At 62.9% G+C, this 19044-nt stretch carries 15 protein-coding genes, 1 tRNA gene and 1 other RNA gene; all 17 read left to right on the top strand.

All coding sequences use genetic code 11. The features are described from left to right. The first annotated feature begins 96 nt into the window (after positions 1–96). The 17 genes from IEW98_RS11745 to fumC all read left to right on the top strand — a co-directional run bounded on the left by IEW98_RS11745 (position 97) and on the right by fumC (position 19044). A complete protein-coding gene (locus IEW98_RS11745) occupies positions 97–1299 on the top strand; it encodes a monodechloroaminopyrrolnitrin synthase PrnB family protein (protein ID WP_188763152.1) in 1203 nt (400 codons plus the stop codon). 16 nt (positions 1300–1315) lie between these two features. Continuing rightward, a tRNA-Trp gene (locus IEW98_RS11740) sits at positions 1316–1391 on the top strand. Between the two features lie 150 nt (positions 1392–1541). Further along, positions 1542–1793 carry a preprotein translocase subunit SecE gene (gene secE, locus IEW98_RS16790; protein WP_188763151.1) on the top strand — a complete coding sequence of 84 codons (252 nt, stop codon included), beginning with the start codon at positions 1542–1544 and terminating at the stop codon, positions 1791–1793. A 15-nt stretch (positions 1794–1808) separates the two neighbouring features. Continuing rightward, on the top strand, positions 1809–2345 hold the full coding sequence (nusG, locus tag IEW98_RS11730) for a transcription termination/antitermination protein NusG (protein WP_188763150.1): 537 nt from the start codon (positions 1809–1811) through the stop codon (positions 2343–2345). 63 nt (positions 2346–2408) lie between these two features. Then, positions 2409–2843: a 50S ribosomal protein L11 gene (gene rplK / locus IEW98_RS11725; RefSeq protein ID WP_188763149.1), complete on the top strand. Its 435-nt coding sequence runs from the start codon at positions 2409–2411 to the stop codon at positions 2841–2843. Positions 2844–2847: 4 nt separating this feature from the next. Beyond that, a complete protein-coding gene (gene rplA, locus IEW98_RS11720) occupies positions 2848–3546 on the top strand; it encodes a 50S ribosomal protein L1 (RefSeq protein ID WP_188763148.1) in 699 nt (232 codons plus the stop codon). Positions 3547–3881: 335 nt separating this feature from the next. Further along, positions 3882–4397 (top strand): 50S ribosomal protein L10, encoded by a 516-nt coding sequence (rplJ, locus tag IEW98_RS11715; protein WP_188763147.1) that lies wholly within the window; start codon positions 3882–3884, stop codon positions 4395–4397. A 50-nt stretch (positions 4398–4447) separates the two neighbouring features. Next, positions 4448–4822, top strand: coding sequence for a 50S ribosomal protein L7/L12 (rplL, locus tag IEW98_RS11710; protein WP_188763146.1), 375 nt, complete (start codon positions 4448–4450; stop codon positions 4820–4822). Positions 4823–5064: 242 nt separating this feature from the next. Next, positions 5065–5316: a type II toxin-antitoxin system Phd/YefM family antitoxin gene (locus IEW98_RS11705; RefSeq protein ID WP_188763145.1), complete on the top strand. Its 252-nt coding sequence runs from the start codon at positions 5065–5067 to the stop codon at positions 5314–5316. Next, positions 5313–5579, top strand: coding sequence for a Txe/YoeB family addiction module toxin (locus tag IEW98_RS11700; RefSeq protein ID WP_188763144.1), 267 nt, complete (start codon positions 5313–5315; stop codon positions 5577–5579). The genes IEW98_RS11705 and IEW98_RS11700 overlap by 4 nt, the downstream gene beginning before the upstream one ends. Before the next feature lie 263 nt (positions 5580–5842). Further along, on the top strand, positions 5843–10012 hold the full coding sequence (rpoB, locus tag IEW98_RS11695; RefSeq protein WP_188763143.1) for a DNA-directed RNA polymerase subunit beta: 4170 nt from the start codon (positions 5843–5845) through the stop codon (positions 10010–10012). 120 nt (positions 10013–10132) lie between these two features. Then, on the top strand, positions 10133–14320 hold the full coding sequence (gene rpoC / locus IEW98_RS11690; RefSeq protein WP_188763142.1) for a DNA-directed RNA polymerase subunit beta': 4188 nt from the start codon (positions 10133–10135) through the stop codon (positions 14318–14320). Positions 14321–14563: 243 nt separating this feature from the next. Then, positions 14564–15208, top strand: coding sequence for a PEPxxWA-CTERM sorting domain-containing protein (locus tag IEW98_RS11685; RefSeq protein WP_188763141.1), 645 nt, complete (start codon positions 14564–14566; stop codon positions 15206–15208). Positions 15209–15358: 150 nt separating this feature from the next. After that, the gene (locus tag IEW98_RS11680; RefSeq protein WP_371870773.1) at positions 15359–16573 is read left to right on the top strand and encodes a glycosyltransferase family 4 protein; all 1215 of its coding nucleotides are present in this window, start codon (positions 15359–15361) and stop codon (positions 16571–16573) included. A 30-nt stretch (positions 16574–16603) separates the two neighbouring features. Further along, positions 16604–16951, top strand: a transfer-messenger RNA (tmRNA) gene (ssrA, locus tag IEW98_RS11675). Positions 16952–17095: 144 nt separating this feature from the next. After that, the gene (locus IEW98_RS11670) at positions 17096–17566 is read left to right on the top strand and encodes an SspB family protein (protein WP_188763139.1); all 471 of its coding nucleotides are present in this window, start codon (positions 17096–17098) and stop codon (positions 17564–17566) included. Positions 17567–17646: 80 nt separating this feature from the next. Beyond that, positions 17647–19044 carry a class II fumarate hydratase gene (gene fumC / locus IEW98_RS11665; RefSeq protein ID WP_188763138.1) on the top strand — a complete coding sequence of 466 codons (1398 nt, stop codon included), beginning with the start codon at positions 17647–17649 and terminating at the stop codon, positions 19042–19044.

Genomic DNA, 19044 nt, shown 5'->3' with positions numbered 1-19044 from the left:
GCCGGACGGCTTCGATAGCGGCTCGAGGCGGTTCGCTCAACCGCATTCTCGGGGGCTGGTGCTGGCGCGGACCATCGCGAGCGCCTAATTGGGCGCATGAGCACTGCATCAGACGCATTCGATGGCTGGATCCGGACCGGCTTCGTCCAGATGAATACCGAGCTCGAGGCGCTGTATTTCGTTCAGGACGACCGCTCCAACGTCGATGGAACAGGGGATGCCATCAAGGCGGCGCTGCATGCCGAGGGCGACGCGCATGCCGAGGCCTTGGCAAGCGAGGGCAATACCGGTGGCGGCTTCGACAGCGCCTTCGACGTGCTCGGCAATGTCGGGCTGTACATGGCGGCGATGCGGCGGCACGAGCTGACCAATCCGGCGCGCGAGGAACGCTCGCCGCTCCGCGCGGCGTCCTCGCTGGCGCTTCAGGCAGGAGCGTCGATCGGCATGGCGCCGCGGATGGCGACGGCGCATCTGACGACGCGCAACCGGGCGATCGGCGGGGTTCGCAAAAGCTTTACATCGCTGTCCGACGAGTTCCTGTTCATCGACGAGAACGCCCGCGCCATCGCCGGCATGCAGCGCGCCGCCGATGCGCTGTACCGCATCCAGCCGCTGGGGATCGGCAACCCGGTGGCCGACGGTCTGCTGTCGGCGGCGGCGGCGGAACTGCGCGCGGTGGCGGTGGTCAACGCGCGGCTGGCGGCCACGCTCAACACCGATCGTTTTTTCTTCAGCGTGCGGCCGTATTACAAACCGTATCGCGTCGGCCGGCAGGAGTTTCGCGGCGCCAATGGCGGTGATTTTTCGGGGATCAACGAGCTCGACCTCGCACTCGGGTTGCTGAGTGCGCGCGACCCGAGCTATGCCCACCTGATCACCGACAAGATGAGCTTCATGCCGCCGAGCGACCAGGCGCGGCTGCGCGAGTGCATGCAGTATCCCAGCCTGCTCGATTTGCTGCTGGCCGAAATCGAAGGCCCGCGCACCCCGGCGCTGGAGACCAATGCCCGGCTGCTGCTGGAGGTTACCGACGCCTTTGCCGACACGGCGCGCCAGCACCATCACTTGTTCGTCGAACGATATGTCGCCGGGCCATCCGAGGCCCTGGCGCCGGTCCACAAGGCGCAGGTGACGGCGAGTGGCCCGCCGCTCGAGGTGCTGATGCGGGCGCTGGAGGGATTGCGGGATGCGCGGACCGCAGCGCCGGGGCTTGCCGGCAGCCGCGATGCCGATCACCGCAAGATAAGGCGCTGGTTGGCAAAAGCCGGCTCTTGCGCAGGAGGAAGTGCGTCGGTATAGCCCGCAGCCCGACCCTAGGAGTGTAGCTCAGCTGGTAGAGCATCGGTCTCCAAAACCGAGGGCCGGGGGTTCGAACCCCTCCACTCCTGCCAGTCGGGCTTGAAAAAGCTTTATTGGTGAACGACTTGATACGAACGAATCGGGGTTCGTAAAGATTGCGGCACCGGTTGTGCGCCCCGGAATATGGGGCAACAGCCGGATTTTGGTGTTTTTGGTTCGGTATTGAAAGACTGGCTGATTCGATGGCGATCGATACGAAACTGAAGGTCGTGGGCCCTAAGCCCATTCTGCCGCCCAAGCCGCGGGTTTCGATCGGTACGTTCGTCAACCAGGTGAAGGCGGAGATGACCAAGGTCGTCTGGCCATCGCGCAGCGAAACCATCCGCATGACCATCATGGTGTTGATCATGACGTCGATTCTGGCGCTGTTCTTTGTCGGTGTCGACCAGGTGTTGGGCCGGTTCGTCAAGTTCCTGCTCAGTTTTGCCGGTTAAGGTTTAAGGGCTCTCATGTCGCGCTGGTACATCATTCACGCCTATTCGGGTTTCGAGAACAAGGTTCGCGAGGCGATCCTGACCGAGGCCACCCGTAAGGGACTCGACGTCTTCATCGACGAGGTTTCGGTGCCGACCGAGACCGTCAATGAAGTCTTCAAGGGCAAGAAGCGCGCCGTCGAGAAGAAGGTCTTCCCGGGCTATGTGCTCGCCAAGCTCGACATGACCGATGACGTCTATCACCTTGTGAAGAATACCCCGAAGGTCACGGGCTTCCTTGGGCAGCAGAACAAGCCGCAGCCGATTTCCGAAAGCGAAGCGGCGCGCATTCTGAATACCAAGGCCGAGGACGTGCCGACCGCCAAGACGCGGCACAAGGCCAATTTCGAAATTGGCGACCAGGTGCGCGTCCTCGACGGCCCGTTCGCTTCGTTCAACGGCCTGGTCGAGGAGATCGATTTCGATCACGGCCGGGTCAAGGTTTCGGTGTCGATCTTCGGCCGGGCAACGCCCGTCGAACTCGGCTTCGAGCAGGTCGAAAAGCAGAAGTAGGCTTTTCGACTTCAACCGTGGGAGGCCGCTTGCGGCCGTTTGCACCACTAAAGGAGAGCCACAGTGGCAAAGAAGATTACAGGTTACATCAAGCTGCAGGTGAAAGCCGGCAGTGCGAACCCATCGCCGCCAATCGGGCCGGCGCTTGGCCAGCGCGGCGTCAACATCATGGAATTCTGCAAGGCGTTCAACGCCAAGACCGAATCCCTTGAAAAGGGCACCCCGATCCCGACCGTCATCACGGTTTATGCCGATCGTTCGTTCAGCTTCATCACCAAGACGCCGCCAGCCAGCTTCCTGATCAAGCAGGCTGCCGGGCTCAAGTCGGGTGGCACGACGCCAGGCAAGGGCGATCCTGCCGGCAAGCTGACCAAGACGCAGATCAAGGCCATCGCCGAGCAGAAGATGCCCGACCTCAACGCCAACTCGATCGAGACGGCGATGAAGACGATCGAAGGCAGCGCCCGCGCAATGGGCCTCGAAGTAGTGGAGGGCTAAGATCATGGCACAGTCCAAGAAGGCCAAGGCACTCGCCGCAGCCGTGAACCCCGAAATGCTTTATGATCTCGACCAGGCGCTGGCGATGGTGAAGGCCAACGCGACCGCCAAGTTCGACGAGACCATCGAAGTCGCCATCAACCTGAACGTCGATCCGCGCCACGCCGACCAGATGGTCCGCGGCGTCGTCACCCTGCCCAAGGGTACCGGCAAGACGGTTCGTGTCGGCGTGTTCGCACGCGGCGCCAAGGCCGAGGAAGCTTTGGCAGCTGGTGCAGATGTCGTCGGCGCCGAAGACCTGCTCGAGATCGTCCAGGGCGGCACCATCGATTTCGATCGCTGCATCGCCACCCCGGACATGATGGGCCTCGTCGGCCGTCTCGGCAAGATTCTCGGCCCCAAGGGCATGATGCCGAACCCCAAGCTCGGCACCGTGACCATGAACGTCGGTGAAGCCGTCAAGGCTGCCAAGGGCGGCCAGGTTGAGTATCGCGTCGAAAAGGCGGGGATTATCCACGGCATGCTCGGCAAGGCCAGCTTTCCGCAGGAAGATCTGCGCGCCAACTTCGACGCGCTGCTCGATGCGGTCGTGCGTGCCAAGCCATCGGGCGCCAAGGGCAAGTACCTCCAGAAGGTCGCGCTCAGCTCGAGCATGGGCGCCGGCGTTCGCGTCGACACCACGACTGTCGGTCACGCTATCTGAGGCGCCTGCCTCGGCAGGGTTTGCGTTTTCGCGGATTCTGCTGTAGGCGCCCCCAACTTCCTGCCCCGATGCGGTCGCCTATCGATCGAATCGGGGCGGAAAACCGTCCGAGATTGCAGGTGCGTGCCAATGCTTTGGCAAAGGTGCGCTTAAGCCTCAGGGGCCTGCATGAGACGAGGAAAGTTTTTCCGGTCGCCAGCGATGGTTGCCGGGCCTTGCGAACGGGGCAACCCGAAGCGTCTGGCGACGATCCCGCGGACGGGCCCTGGCCCGGACCCTCCTGGCCTTGGCTCAACTGGCGTCACGCAAGTGCCGTCGTAACCTAAGGAGAGAGCATGGATCGCGCTCAAAAATCCGAGCAGATCTCTGGTCTTGCCAAGACGTTGTCCGAAACGTCCGTCGTTGTGGTCACTCGCAACCATGGTCTGACGGTGGCCCAAGTCACCGATCTTCGGAACCGGATGCGCAATGCCGGAGCCAGCTTCAAGGTGACCAAGAATCGCCTTGCACGTCTCGCACTCGAAGGCACGCCCTACCAGCCGCTCGGCGAATTGCTGACTGGCCCGATCGGCTTTGCAACCTCGACCGACCCGGTCGCGGCTGCCAAGGTCGCTGTCGAATTCGCCAAGACCACGGACAAGTTCGAGGTTGTCGGCGGCGCGATGGGAACGACTGTCCTCGATGTGAATGGCGTCAAGGCGCTTGCCGAACTGCCGTCGCTCGACGCGCTTCGTGCAACGCTCATCGGCCTCATCAGCTCGCCGGCTACCAAGCTCGCCCAGCTGGTCAATGCACCCGCTGGCAAGCTTGCCCGCGTGTTCGGGGCCTATGCCACCAAGGACGCTGCTTAAACCTGCGGTGAATACCGCGTTCGCAAGACACAGAAAACTGGAGACTACACATGGCTGACCTTAACTCGATCGTCGAACAGCTTTCGGCTCTGACCGTTCTCGAAGCTGCCGACCTCGCCAAGATGCTCGAAGAAAAATGGGGCGTTTCCGCCGCTGCCGCCGTCGCCGTTTCGGCCGGTCCAGCTGCTGCCGCTGCTCCTGCTGCTGAAGAGAAGACCGAATTCGACGTCGTCCTGACCGGCGACGGCGGCAAGAAGATCAACGTCATCAAGGAAGTCCGCGCCATCACCGGCCTGGGCCTTACCGAAGCCAAGACGCTCGTTGAATCGGCTCCAAAGGCCGTCAAGGAAGGCGTTTCGAAGGCTGATGCCGAGAAGTTCAAGGCTCAGATCGAAGCTGCTGGTGGTACCGTCGAGCTTAAGTAAGCTGCACGGCGGCGGACGGGAGCGAAAGCTCCCGACCGACTCGCCGAAGGCCGGACGGCGCGCAAAGGCGCGGAGGTTTCAACCTCCGCGCCTTTGTCGTGTCCGACGACGCGGCTCGCCGCGTTCTTGCTTGCTGCTTCTGCGCCCAACCGGACTCGCGGGCCTTGCCCGCGGCCGGCCCGTACGGCCCAACCGTTGACGTGCACGGAAAAACCGTACAGAAATACGTACGGAGACCAGCCATGATCCACGTTAGCTATACCGACCTGCGCAAGAACCTCGCCACCTACATGGACCGGGCGAACGACGACCGCGACGCGATCGTCGTGACGCGCCAAGGCAAGGAGCCCGTCGTCATGATGGCAGCGAGTGAATACGAGGGCTGGATCGAAACGGTGCGCCTGCTGAGCAATCCCCGCAACGCCAAGCGCCTGCTCGATTCGATCGCAGATGCCGATGCCGGGAAGTTGGCCGAACACGACCTGGAACGGTGAACCTGCAATTCACGGCCGCCGCGTGGGAAGATTATGAGCATTGGCAGCAGCAGGATCGCGCCATGACCGCACGCATCACCACCTTGTTGTCAGACATCATGCGCGACCCGTTCCGCGGAATCGGCAAACCCGAGCCGTTGAAAGGCGAACTGTCGGGTTGGTGGTCACGCCGGATCACCAGCGAACACCGGCTGGTCTATCGCTGCAAAGGCACTGGCGCCGACCAGCGCATTGAAGTGGTCCAATGCCGCGACCACTACTAAATCCAACACCCCCCTTCCCCAAATCCAACACTCGCCCTATATAGCCCCTACAAGACATTCCCGGCAGTCCCTGCGGCTGCCGTCCTCCCGCCCCCGGGACACGGTTCGATCTGGTGCGAACGGACCGCGACGAATAGGGGGCATGGAGGCTTCAACGCCCAAGGCCCGTACGGCAATCGGAGGTATCCGAAGGCCGTGCGGTTTTTGTTGTCATTGGCCACAAGCCTTTGACGCGACGCGATTTTGAGAGGCGACCGAGACACATGGCCACCCAGATCAAGCAGCCCCCGGTTACGGGAAATATCTTCAACGCGCGCCGCCGCATCCGCAAGGATTTCGGCAAGATCGGCGAGGTCGTGCAGATGCCGAACCTCATCGAAGTGCAGCGCGAATCATACGAGCATTTCCTGCGCTCGCGTCCCAATGACGGCTATGTCTCGGGCCTCGAAAAGACGCTGCGCTCGGTGTTCCCGATCCGCGATTTCGCCGGCACCGCCGAGCTCGATTTCGTCCATTACGAGCTCGAGGAGCCCAAATACGACACCGACGAGTGCCGCCAGCGCGGCATGACCTATGCAGCGCCGATGCGCGTCACCCTCCGTCTGATCGTCTTTGAAGTCGATGCCGATACCGAAACCCGGTCGGTGCTCGATATCAAGGAGCAGGACGTCTACATGGGCGACATGCCGCTCATGACGCACAACGGCACCTTCATCATCAACGGCACCGAGCGCGTCATCGTCTCGCAGATGCACCGTTCGCCAGGCGTCTTCTTCGATCACGATCGCGGCAAGACCCATGCATCGGGCAAGTATCTGTTCGCCGCCCGCGTCATTCCGTATCGCGGTTCGTGGCTCGATTTCGAGTTCGACGCCAAGGACATCGTCAACGTTCGCATCGATCGCAAGCGCAAGCTGCCGGTGACGTCGCTGCTGTACGCGCTCAACTGGAATTCCGAGGAAATCCTCAACCTGTTCTACAACCGCGTCACCTGGGAGCGCGGCCATGGCGTGTTGAAAGAGAAGGATGGGGGCGAAGCCGGCTGGGTCGTGCCCTTCGTCGAGGCAAACTGGCGCGGCCAGAAGCCGACCTTCGACATCGTCAACGGCGAGACCGGCGAAGTTGTCTTCCCGCTCGGCACCAAGATCACGCCGCGCATCGCCCGCAAGGCGGTAACCGATGGCCTGACCACGCTGCTGATCCCGACCGAGGAAATCTTCGGCCGCTACTCGGCGTTCGACCTGATCAACGAAGCCACCGGCGAAATCTACATCGAAGCCGGTGACGAGCTCACCGCCGAGAACCTCGACAAGATCGACAAGTCGGGCCAGTCGTCGATCGAGCTGCTCGATATCGATCACGTCTCGGTGGGTCCGTGGATCCGCAACACGCTGATGGCCGACAAGGTCGAGGAGCGCGATCATGCGCTTAGCGAGATCTATCGCGTCATGCGCCCTGGCGAGCCGCCAACGCGCGAAACCGCCGAAGCCATGTTCTACGGCCTGTTCTTCGACGCCGACCGCTACGACCTCTCGGCCGTGGGCCGCGTCAAGATGAACATGCGTCTCGACCTCGATGTCGCCGACGACATGACCGTCTTGCGCCGCGAGGACATTCTTGAGGTCATCAAGACTCTCGTGAACCTCAAGGACGGCAAGGGCGAAATCGACGACATCGACAACCTCGGCAACCGCCGCGTGCGTTCGGTCGGCGAATTGCTCGAGAACCAGTACCGCGTCGGCCTGCTCCGCATGGAGCGCGCCGTCAAGGAGCGCATGTCGAGCGTCGACATCGACACGGTGATGCCGAACGACCTCATCAACGCCAAGCCTGCGGTCGCCGCGGTGCGTGAGTTCTTCGGCTCGTCGCAGCTCTCGCAGTTCATGGATCAGACCAACCCGCTGTCGGAAGTCACCCACAAGCGCCGCGTGTCGGCCTTGGGGCCAGGTGGTCTGACCCGCGAACGTGCCGGTTTCGAAGTCCGCGACGTTCACCCGACCCACTACGGCCGCATCTGCCCGATCGAGACGCCGGAAGGCCCGAACATCGGCCTGATCAACTCACTGGCCACCTTCAGCCGCGTGAACAAGTACGGCTTCATCGAGACGCCGTACCGCAAGGTTGTCGACCACAAGTTGACCGACGATGTCGTCTATCTGTCGGCAATGGAGGAGGCGCGTCACACGATCGCCCAGGCCAACGCCGATACCGGCGCCGACGGCACCTTCACCGAGGACCTGATCTCGGCGCGCGAAGCAGGTGAATTCCTGATGGCGCCCAAGAACCAGATCACGCTGATGGACGTATCGCCCAAGCAGCTGGTTTCGGTCGCCGCTTCGCTGATCCCGTTCCTCGAGAACGACGATGCTAACCGTGCCCTCATGGGCTCGAACATGCAGCGCCAGGCCGTGCCATTGGTACGCGCTGAATCGCCGTTCGTCGGAACCGGCATGGAAGGCACCGTTGCGCGCGATTCGGGCGCAGCGATCGCGGCGCGCCGCGGCGGCATCATCGATCAGGTCGACGCGACGCGTATCGTTATTCGTGCCACCACCGATGTCGAACCCGGCAAGTCGGGCGTCGATATCTACACCCTGATGAAGTTCCAGCGTTCGAACCAGAACACCTGCATCAACCAGCGCCCGCTGGTGAAGGTCGGTGACCATGTCTCGAAGGGCGACATCATCGCCGACGGTCCGTCGACCGAGGACGGCGAACTGGCGCTGGGCCGCAACGTGCTCGTCGCGTTCATGCCGTGGAACGGCTACAACTACGAGGATTCGATCCTGATCAACGAGAAGATCGTCAAGGAAGACGTCTTCACCTCGATCCACATCGAAGAATTCGAAGTCATGGCGCGTGACACCAAGCTCGGGCCGGAAGACATCACCCGCGACATTCCCAATGTCGGCGAGGAGGCGCTTCGCAACCTCGACGAAGCCGGCATCGTCTATATCGGTGCCGAGCTGGAGCCCGGTGACATCCTGTGCGGCAAGATCACGCCAAAGGGCGAATCGCCGATGACGCCGGAGGAAAAGCTTCTTCGTGCCATCTTCGGTGAAAAAGCCTCCGACGTGCGCGATACCTCGCTGAAACTGCCGCCGGGCGTTGCCGGGACGGTCGTCGAAGTCCGCGTGTTCAACCGCCACGGCATCGACAAGGACGAGCGCGCGCTGCAGATCGAGCGCGAGGAAATCGAGCGGCTCGAGAAGGATGCGACCGATGAGCGCGCCATTCTCAACCGCGCGACCTTCGCCCGCGTTCGCAACTCGCTGATGGGCCAGACCACGGTCGCAGCGCCGAAGGGCGTCAAAAAGGGTGCCGTCGTCGACGACGCCCTGCTCGAGGAGCATCAGCGTTACGACTGGTGGAAGTTCGGTGTCTCCGACGACAGCGTGCAGGCCGATCTCGAGGCGTTGAAGCAGCAGTGGGACGACGCCCAGGCTTTGATCACAGCGCGCCTCGACGACAAGAAGGGCAAGTTGCAGGCTGGCGACGAGCTGCCCCCAGGCGTGCTCAAGATGGTCAAGGTGTTCGTCGCGGTGAAGCGCAAGCTGCAGCCGGGCGACAAGATGGCCGGCCGCCATGGCAACAAGGGCATCATCAGCCGCATCCTGCCGCAGGAGGACATGCCGTTTCTCGAAGACGGGACGCCGGTCGATATCGTGCTCAACCCGTTGGGCGTGCCGTCGCGGATGAACGTCGGGCAGATCTTCGAAACCCATCTGGGCTGGGCCGCACGCGGTCTCGGCAAGCAGATCGGGGCGATGCTCGAGGACATCCACAGCCGCGGCAAGGACCTGGCTTCGGCCGATGCGACGACCATTCGCGACAAGCTGAAGGCCATTTATGGCGGCCAGTATGATCGCGAGATCGCCGACATGACCGATGCGCAGACGCATGAACTGGCCACCAACCTCGCCGGCGGCGTGCCGATGGCGACGCCGGTGTTCGATGGCGCGCGTGAGGCCGATGTCTCGCACATGCTCGAACTGGCAGGGCTCGATACGTCGGGCCAGGTCGAGCTGTTCGACGGCCGGACCGGCGACATGTTCGATCGCAAGGTCACCGTGGGCTATATCTACATGCTCAAGCTGCACCATCTCGTGGATGACAAGATCCATGCGCGTTCGATCGGGCCGTACTCGCTCGTTACCCAGCAGCCGCTGGGCGGCAAGGCACAGTTCGGCGGGCAGCGCTTCGGTGAGATGGAAGTGTGGGCGCTGCAGGCCTATGGCGCTGCGTACACGCTGCAGGAAATGCTGACGGTGAAGTCCGATGACGTGATCGGGCGCACCAAGGTCTATGAGGCGATCGTCAAGGGTGACGACACGTTCGAGGCCGGTATTCCGGAAAGCTTCAACGTTCTGGTCAAGGAAATGCGTTCCTTGGGCCTCAACGTCGAACTGCAGAGCCACGAAAAGGCCGATTAACAGGGGCCGCGTCGGGGGAGGGGGCTTGCCTCTCCCTCACCCTCTCATGTGCTGAACAAGCTCGTGGGCCCCTCCCTCTCCCTCACGGGAGAGGGGCTAGAGATTAGAAAAGGAACGGTTATGAACACCGAACTGATGAACTTCTTCTCGCCGGCCGCAAAGCCCGAGACTTTCGACCAGATCCAGATTTCGCTGGCCTCCCCTGAGCGTATCCGCTCGTGGTCGTTCGGCGAGATCAAGAAGCCCGAGACCATCAACTACCGGACGTTCAAGCCCGAGCGTGACGGGCTCTTTTGCGCGCGCATCTTCGGTCCCATCAAGGATTACGAGTGCCTGTGCGGCAAGTACAAGCGCATGAAGTACAAGGGCATCGTCTGCGAAAAGTGCGGCGTTGAAGTCACCGTCTCCAAGGTTCGCCGCGAGCGCATGGGCCATATCGAGCTGGCTGCCCCTGTCGCCCACATCTGGTTCCTCAAGTCGTTGCCGTCGCGCATCGGCATGCTGCTCGACATGCAGCTCAAGAACCTCGAGCGCGTGCTGTATTTCGAACAATATGTCGTCATCGAGCCCGGCCTGACGCCGATGAAGAAGTTCGACCTCCTCACCGAGGACGAACTGCTGACGGCACAGGATGAATATGGCGAAGACGGCTTTGTTGCCGGCATCGGCGCCGAGGCCATCCGCCGCCTGCTCGAGGAAATCGATCTCGAAGGCGAGATGGTCACGCTGCGCGAGGAACTGGCGACCACCAAGTCCGAGCTGAAGCCCAAGAAGATCATCAAGCGCATGAAGGTCGTCGAGTCCTTCATCGAATCGGGCAACAAACCCGAGTGGATGATCATGACCGTCGTTCCGGTCATCCCGCCCGAACTGCGCCCGCTGGTGCCGCTCGATGGTGGCCGTTTCGCGACGTCCGATCTCAACGATCTCTATCGCCGCGTCATCAACCGCAACAACCGGTTGAAGCGCCTGATCGAGCTGCGCGCACCGGACATCATCGTCCGCAACGAAAAGCGCATGCTCCAGGAAGCCGTCGATGCACTGTTCGACAACGGCCGCCGCGGCCGGACGATCACCGGCGCCAACAAGCGTCCGCTGAAGTCGCTGTCCGACATGCTCAAGGGCAAGCAGGGCCGTTTCCGCCAGAATCTTCTCGGCAAGCGCGTCGATTATTCGGGCCGTTCGGTCATCGTCACGGGTCCTGAATTGAAGCTTCACCAGTGCGGCCTGCCCAAGAAGATGGCGCTCGAGCTGTTCAAGCCGTTCATCTACTCGCGTCTTGACGCCAAGGGTTTGTCGATGACCCTCAAGCAGGCCAAGAAGTGGGTCGAAAAGGAGCGCAAGGAAGTCTGGGACATCCTCGACGAGGTGATCCGCGAGCATCCCGTGCTGCTCAACCGCGCCCCGACGCTCCATCGTCTCGGCATCCAGGCGTTCGAACCCGTCCTGATCGAGGGCAAGGCCATCCAGCTTCACCCGCTGGTCTGCGCCGCGTTCAACGCCGATTTCGATGGCGATCAGATGGCCGTCCACGTTCCGCTGTCGCTCGAAGCGCAGCTGGAAGCGCGCGTCCTGATGATGTCGACCAACAACATCCTCAGCCCCGCCAACGGCAAGCCGATCATCGTGCCGTCGCAGGACATGATCCTGGGCCTGTATTACCTGTCGATGGAATCGAACGGTGAGCCGGGCGAAGGCATGGCGTTCGCCAACATGGCCGAAGTCCACCAGGCGCTTCACGCCAAGGTCGTGACGCTCCACGCCAAGATCCGCGCCCGCGTCGAGACCACCGACGAAGCCGGCAACATGGTGCTGCGCCGTGTCGAAACCACGCCGGGCCGCATGTTGCTCGGCGAGACGCTGCCGAAGTCGTCGAAGGTGCCTTACGAGACCATCAACCGCCTCCTCACCAAGAAGGAAGTCGGCGATGTCATCGATACCGTCTATCGCCACACCGGCCAGAAGGAGACCGTGCTGTTTGCCGATGCGATCATGACGCTCGGCTTCCGGCACGCCTTCCAGGCAGGTATTTCCTTCGGCAAGGACGACATGGTCATCCCCGGCGCCAAGGTGAAGCTCGTTGGCGACACCAAGGACGCGGTCAAGGACTTCGAGCAGCAGTATCAGGACGGCCTGATCACGCAGGGCGAGAAGTACAACAAGGTCGTCGACGCCTGGGCGCGTTGCGGTGACCAGGTTGCGACCGAGATGATGAAGGAAATCTCCGCCAAGAAGACGGACGCCAATGGCCGCGACATGCAGATCAACTCGATCTACATGATGGCGCATTCGGGTGCTCGTGGTTCGCAGGCGCAGATGAAGCAGCTCGCCGGCATGCGCGGCCTGATGGCCAAGCCGTCGGGCGAGATCATCGAAACGCCGATCATCTCGAACTTCAAGGAAGGCCTGACCGTCCTCGAATACTTCAACTCGACCCATGGTGCCCGCAAGGGTCTCGCCGATACCGCGCTCAAGACCGCCAACTCGGGCTATCTGACGCGTCGTCTCGTCGATGTCAGCCAGGATTGCGTTGTCATCGAGGCCGATTGCGGCACCGATCGCGGCATGGTCATGAAGGCCATCGTCGAGGGCGGCAACACCATCGTCTCGCTCTCCGAGCGGATCCTTGGTCGTACGGTCCTTAACGATATCGTCGATGCCAAGACCGGCGAAGTCATCGCGGCTGCCGGGCTGTTGCTCAGCGAAGCCGATGTGGCCGTCATCGAACAGGCCGCCGTGCCGGAAGTGAAGATCCGCTCGCCGCTGCTTTGCGAGACCAAGGGCGGCGTTTGCGCCACCTGCTACGGCCGCGATCTGGCGCGTGGTACACCTGTCAACTCCGGTGAAGCTGTCGGCGTCATTGCCGCCCAGTCGATCGGTGAGCCTGGTACCCAGTTGACCATGCGTACTTTCCACATCGGTGGGGCCGCACAGGTCAGCGAGCAGTCGACCCTCGACTCGCCTGTCGATGGCACCATCGAGTTCCGCGCCTTGTCGACGATTGCCGACAGCCGCGGTCGCAACATCTCGATGGCGCGCAACGGCGAACTGGTGCTGCGCGATGCCGAAGGCCGTGAGCGTTCGATCCATCGTATTCCCTACGGTGCGACCGTGACGCATCTCGAAGGCGCCACCGTCTCGCGCGGTGATCGTCTCGCCGATTGGGATCCGTACACCTTGCCGGTCATCACCGAGAAATCGGGCAAGGTGAAGTATCAGGATCTCATCGAAGGCGTCTCCATGTCGGAGAACGTCGATGAAGCCACCGGGATCGCCCAGAAGGTCGTCCAGGATTGGCGCGCTATCAACAAGAAGGATGACCTGCGTCCGCGCATCACCCTGCTTGACGAAGGCTCGGGCGAGACGGCGCGTTACCTGCTCGCCGTCGATGCAATTCTGTCCGTCAACGACGGCCAGGAAGTCTTCGCCGGCGACGTGGTTGCCCGTATCCCGAAGGAAGCTGCCAAGACGCGCGACATCACCGGCGGTCTGCCGCGGGTGGCCGAGCTGTTCGAGGCGCGCATTCCCAAGGACAACGCCATCATCGCGCGCATCAACGGCCGCGTTGAATTCGGCAAGGACTACAAGACCAAGCGTCGGATCTCGATCCGTCCCGAGGACGGTGGTGAACTGGCCGAGTACCTGGTGCCAAAGGGCAAGCATGTCTCGGTGCAGGAAGGCGATTACGTCCGTCGCGGCGACTATCTGATCGACGGTAACCCCAACCCGCACGACATTCTCGACGTGCTGGGCATCCAGCCGCTCGCCGAATACATCTGCACCGAAGTCCAGGAGGTCTATCGTCTCCAGGGCGTGCGCATCAACGACAAGCACATCGAAGTGATTGTTCGCCAGATGTTGCAGAAGGTGGAGATTACCAAGTCGGGCGACACCACCTTGCTGGTGGGCGAGCAGGTCGATCGCGAGGAAATGGACGCCGACAATGCCAAGCTCGGCAAGAACCAGGAGCGTGCCGAAGGCAAGCCGATCCTGCTCGGCATCACCAAGGCCTCGCTCCAGACAAAAAGCTTCATCTCGGCCGCATCGTTCCAGGAAACGACGCGGGTGCTGACCGAAGCCGCCGTCCAGGGCAAGATCGATACGCTTCAGGGCCTGAAGGAAAACGTCATCGTCGGCCGGCTCATCCCGGCAGGCACCGGTGCCGGCATGTCACGCCTCCGCGTGGCCGCCAACAGCCGCGACGCTGCCCTTCGCGCTTCGCAGGCCTCCAAGGTCAAGGCCGCCGAGCTCGTGGCAATCGCCGCGGCGCCGGCACCGGCTCCGGTGGAAGCGCCAACCGAAGGCTGAACCCTTCGCTCTGAAAGACGCCAGAATGGCCCGGTCGGCACCCGCCGCCCGGGCCATTTCCTTGTCGACGCTGCTCGACTGGGGCAAACGGACTACCTCGCAGGGGCAGTCGCCGGTCCACCGCGCCGATGCTAACCTTGTCCATGACGGTCGGTCCGGCAATCTGCCGCGCTCCTGCTTCCACGCCCTTCGGTCAAGCGATCCAGCGCCAACGAGCGCATCGAATCCACTGAAGGGACCAACATGAAGCTATTCGCCATAACCGCCGCTGCCGCCCTGGCAATGGGCGCCTCCGCCGCGTCTGCCGCGGTCATCACTCTCGATTTCGAAGGCATCGGCAACCAAAACCCCGTCGGCAATTTCTACGCCGGGCAGGGCATCGTATTTTCGGCCGATACCCTCGCATTGGTCGACGCCGACGACGGCGGAAGCGGCAATTTCGGCAACGAACCGTCACCCAACACGATCATGTTCTTCCTCAACGCCAACAACGCCATCCTGAATTATGCCGATGGCTTCACCACCGGCTTCTCGTTTTTCTACACCTCGTCAACCGCGGCCGCCGTCAGCGTCTGGGATGGCATCAACGGGACGGGCAACCTCCTGGGTACGCTCAACCTGTTGGCGCAATATACCGATGGCTGCACCGGAGACCCGAGCGGGACCTTCTGCAATTTCTCGGCGATCGGTATCGATTTCGCCGGCACTGCTCGCTCGATTAATTTCGGCGGCACCGCCAACCAGACCGGCTTCGACGACATCACCTTCGGCAGCGCGACGCCCGGCGGCGGTGTCCCCGAGCCTGCGAGCTGGGCGATGCTCATCGCCGGCTTCGGCCTGACGGGTGCAGCCATGCGCCGCCGGCGGACCGCTGTCGTCGCCGCCTAGATCGGCCGCGAGCTAAAGCCCCGCCGGCGCGATCCGGCGGGCTTTTTCGTTTCGGGGCGCGCTTGATATCGCCTCGCTGTCGCCGCTGCGTCGCCCCAACCCGGTCACAATGATGGCTTACATCCTCGGGACATGCTCGAGGAACATCAAGTGGCCACCGCCTATCGATTGCTTGCCGACGACGAGGAGCTGTCGCTTCTGCCGGTCGCTCAGCCTGTGCCCCGTCCGCTGCGCCGGCCCCTGCGGATCGCGCTGTTCTCGGGCAATTACAACTATGTCCGCGATGGCGCCAACCAGGCGCTCAATCGCCTCGTTGCCTTCTTCGAGTCGCAGGGCAATATCGTCCGCGTCTATTCGCCGACGAGCGCGACGCCGGCCTTTCCGCCCGCCGGCACATTGGTCTCGGTACCTTCGTTCTCGATTCCCGGCCGCGCCGAATACCGCATCGCGCGCGGGTTGCCCGCCGCCCTCAAGCGCGACATCCGCAATTTCGCGCCCGATATCTTTCATTTGTCGGCCCCGGATCCGCTCAATCATTCGGCCAAGAAGCTGGCGCGCGCGATGGGCGTGCCGGTGGTCGCCTCGGTCCACACCCGCTTCGAGACCTATTTCGAATATTACGGCCTGGCCTGGGCCCGGCCGCTCGGCGAAGCCTTGCTGAAGCGCTTTTACGCCGGGCTCGACGAAGTCTTTGTCACCTCCGAAGGCTTTGGCGACGTGCTTCGCGAGCAAGGCATGATCGGTCATTCGGCGGTCTGGAGCCGCGGCGTCGACAAGCTGCGCTTTTCGTCCGGCAAGCGCTCGCTGGCCTGGCGCCGCGGCTTCGGCATCGCCGACGACGAGCTGGTCATCGGCTTTGTCGGTCGCCTCGTGCTCGAAAAGGGCCTCGACGTCGTTGCTGCCGCCGCGGCCGAGCTCAAGGCCCGGGGCGTCGCGCACAAATTGCTCATCGTCGGCGATGGCCCGGCGCGCGAACGCCTGCAGGCGCAGGTGCCCGGTGCCGTGTTTACCGGCTTCCTCGATGGCGACACCCTGCCGCGCGCCTATGCCAGCGCCGACATGCTGCTCAACCCGTCGGTCACCGAGACCTTCGGCAATATCAATCTCGAAGCGATGGCGAGTGGCATTCCCGTCGTCGCCGCCATCGCCACAGGCAGCAACTGCCTGATCGACGACGGCGTCAACGGCCGCCTGGTACCCGCCGGCGACATCGGCGCCTTTGCCGATGCGCTGACCCAGTATCTGACCGATCCGCGCGCGCGTGCCGCCGCCGGTGCCGAGGGCCTGAGACGCGCGCGGCTTTACGACTGGGACAGCATCAATGGCGCTGTCCTCGACCGCTATCACGAGATTGTCGGATCCTGATCCTGCCGGCGTTGCCGCGCCCGCAAAAGCCCATTTGAACTCTGCCCGACAAGCGCCTATATAGGACGTGTCGGGCTTCGGCCCGTCTATGGCGATAAAGTGTGTCGTGAAATAGATGCAGCGGACCCGGGGGCAGTACCCGGCGACTCCACCATTTTCCCCGGTTGTTGCGGGCGGTATGGGGTCGAACTAGGATCGACGTGTGTTCAAAGACGATATTTTTGCCCGGCCTGAATGAGCCGTTAAACCGTTTAAAACACCTAAATGCCAACGACAACGAGGCATTCGCAATCGCAGCGTAACCCAAGATCCTCACGGATCTAGTTACACTGGCCGAAAGCGCGGTTGGGACTGCACCGGGCAACAGAAGCAGAAACCGGCGGTACGGGGAGCACCGAGCAACAGAAGCTCCCCATCGTTTTTGGCGCTTTGCGCTGGCGGCGCACCCTTGATGCCAAAGAACCTTGACCCGAACGCCGTCAGGCGTCACCTAGGCAAAATCCAGCCAAGCAGGGCGTGAACGTGACCGAGACGACCGCCGACAGCCTGATTCCATACGACGAGATCGTCCAGGACGCTCTGCGAACGGTCGTGCGCCGTGTGCTCGAAAAAATCGATGCCGAGGGCGGCCTGCCAGGCGCGCATCATTTCTACATCGCGTTTCGCACACGCACCCCCGGGGTCGATATCCCGCGCCACCTGATCGAACGCTATCCCGACGAGATGACCATCGTCATTCAGCACCGCTATTGGGATCTCGCCATCGACGACGAGGGTTTCCAGATCGGGCTGAGTTTCAACCAGGTTCCCGCCAAGCTGCGCATTCCCTATGCGGCGATTACCGGCTTCGTCGATCCGGCGGTCAATTTCGCGCTGCAGTTTGCAGCCAAGGAAGGCGAGGCCATCGCCGCACCAGAGCCGGAGCCCGAACCACCGGCGCCGATCGAGCCAGGATCGAACGTCGTCACGCTCGATCGCTTCCGCAAGAAATAACCCCGTTCACGCCGGCGTCGCAGCGCGGCGCTGCTTCGCATCGGCGCGGCGCGATGCTCTCCGATCAAGGAAGACCGCGAATGACCACGCGCATCGAAACCGACAGTTTTGGCCCCATCGAGGTCGACGCCAACGCCTATTGGGGGGCGCAGACCGAACGTTCGATCGCCAACTTTCCGATCGGCCGCGATCGCATGCCGCTGCCGCTGGTCCATGCCCTTGGCCGCATCAAGCAGGCCGCCGCCGAGGTCAATCGCGGCCACGGTCTCGATCCGACGCTCGCCGACGCCATCGAGGCCGCCGCCGCCGAAGTCGCCGAAGGCAAGCACGACGACCAGTTCCCGCTGGTGGTGTGGCAGACCGGCAGCGGCACCCAGACCAACATGAATGCCAACGAGGTCATCGCCGGCCGCGCCAACGAAATCCTCACCGGCACGCGCGGCGGCAAGACGCCGGTTCACCCCAACGACCATGTCAACCGCGGCCAGTCGTCGAACGATACGTTTCCGACGGCGATGCACGTCTCGGTGGCGCTCGAACTGCGCGGCCGCCTGCTCGCGTCGTTGCGGTCGCTCGCCGCCGTCTTTCGCAGCCACGAAACCGAATGGGCCGCGATCATCAAGATCGGCCGCACCCATCTCCAGGACGCGACGCCGATGACGCTGGGGCAGGAATCCTCGGCTTGGGCGCAAACCTGCGAGGACAATGCCGACCGGATCACCGCGCTGTGGCCGCGGCTGTCGCGGTTGGCGCAGGGCGGCACCGCGGTCGGCACCGGACTCAACGCGCCGGCAAACTTTGGCCCCGATTTCTGCGCGGCGCTGGCCGGCGTCACCGGCGGCGTGCCCTGGGTCAGCGCGCCCAACAAGTTCGAGGCGCTATCGACGCACGACACGATGGTCGAGGTCGCCGGCGTGCTCAACACCATCGCCGTCGGCCTGACCAAGATCGCCAACGACCTGCGGCTGCTCGGGTCGGGGCCGCGCTCGGGGCTCGGCGAACTGGCGCTTCCCGAGAACGAGCCCGGCAGCTCGATCATGCCCGGCAAGGTCAACCCGACCCAGTGCGAGGCACTGACGATGGTCTGCGCACAGGTCATGGGCAACGTCATGGCGGTCACCATCGGCGGGCTGCAGGGCCACCTCCAGCTCAATGTCTTCAAGCCGCTGATTGCGCACAACCTGCTCAATTCGATCGCGCTGCTGTCCGACGCGATCGATTCGTTCCGCGAGCGATGTGCCGAGGGCATGACCCCTAATCGCGACCGCCTCGCCGAACTCGTCGAACGCTCGCTGATGCTGGTCACCGCGCTGGCACCGGTCATCGGCTATGATAATGCCGCCGCCATTGCCAAGAAGGCGCATCACGACGGGACGACCCTGCTCGAAGCCGGGCTGGCGCTCGGCCTGACCGACGAGCCGCAGTTCCGCGCCGTGGTCCGTCCCGAACTCATGCTAGGCGAAGACGCCAGTGCGTGA

This window comes from Sandarakinorhabdus glacialis (genome assembly GCF_014643455.1).
GTDB lineage: Bacteria > Pseudomonadota > Alphaproteobacteria > Sphingomonadales > Sphingomonadaceae > Sandarakinorhabdus > Sandarakinorhabdus glacialis.
Note: the sequence above shows the minus strand (reverse complement) of the source record. Positions and strands in the feature narration are given on the sequence as shown.

What these genes read in the sequence shown, in the direction of transcription:
- IEW98_RS11685 (WP_188763141.1), top strand. Translation starts at nt 14,564, where the DNA reads ATGAAGCTATTCGCCATAACCGCCGCTGCCGCCCTGGCAATGGGCGCC.
- rpoB (WP_188763143.1), top strand. Translation starts at nt 5,843, where the DNA reads ATGGCCACCCAGATCAAGCAGCCCCCGGTTACGGGAAATATCTTCAAC.
- secE (WP_188763151.1), top strand. Translation starts at nt 1,542, where the DNA reads ATGGCGATCGATACGAAACTGAAGGTCGTGGGCCCTAAGCCCATTCTG.
- IEW98_RS11705 (WP_188763145.1), top strand. Translation starts at nt 5,065, where the DNA reads ATGATCCACGTTAGCTATACCGACCTGCGCAAGAACCTCGCCACCTAC.
- fumC (WP_188763138.1), top strand. Translation starts at nt 17,647, where the DNA reads ATGACCACGCGCATCGAAACCGACAGTTTTGGCCCCATCGAGGTCGAC.
- rpoC (WP_188763142.1), top strand. Translation starts at nt 10,133, where the DNA reads ATGAACACCGAACTGATGAACTTCTTCTCGCCGGCCGCAAAGCCCGAG.
- rplA (WP_188763148.1), top strand. Translation starts at nt 2,848, where the DNA reads ATGGCACAGTCCAAGAAGGCCAAGGCACTCGCCGCAGCCGTGAACCCC.
- IEW98_RS11745 (WP_188763152.1), top strand. Translation starts at nt 97, where the DNA reads ATGAGCACTGCATCAGACGCATTCGATGGCTGGATCCGGACCGGCTTC.
- nusG (WP_188763150.1), top strand. Translation starts at nt 1,809, where the DNA reads ATGTCGCGCTGGTACATCATTCACGCCTATTCGGGTTTCGAGAACAAG.
- rplL (WP_188763146.1), top strand. Translation starts at nt 4,448, where the DNA reads ATGGCTGACCTTAACTCGATCGTCGAACAGCTTTCGGCTCTGACCGTT.
- rplJ (WP_188763147.1), top strand. Translation starts at nt 3,882, where the DNA reads ATGGATCGCGCTCAAAAATCCGAGCAGATCTCTGGTCTTGCCAAGACG.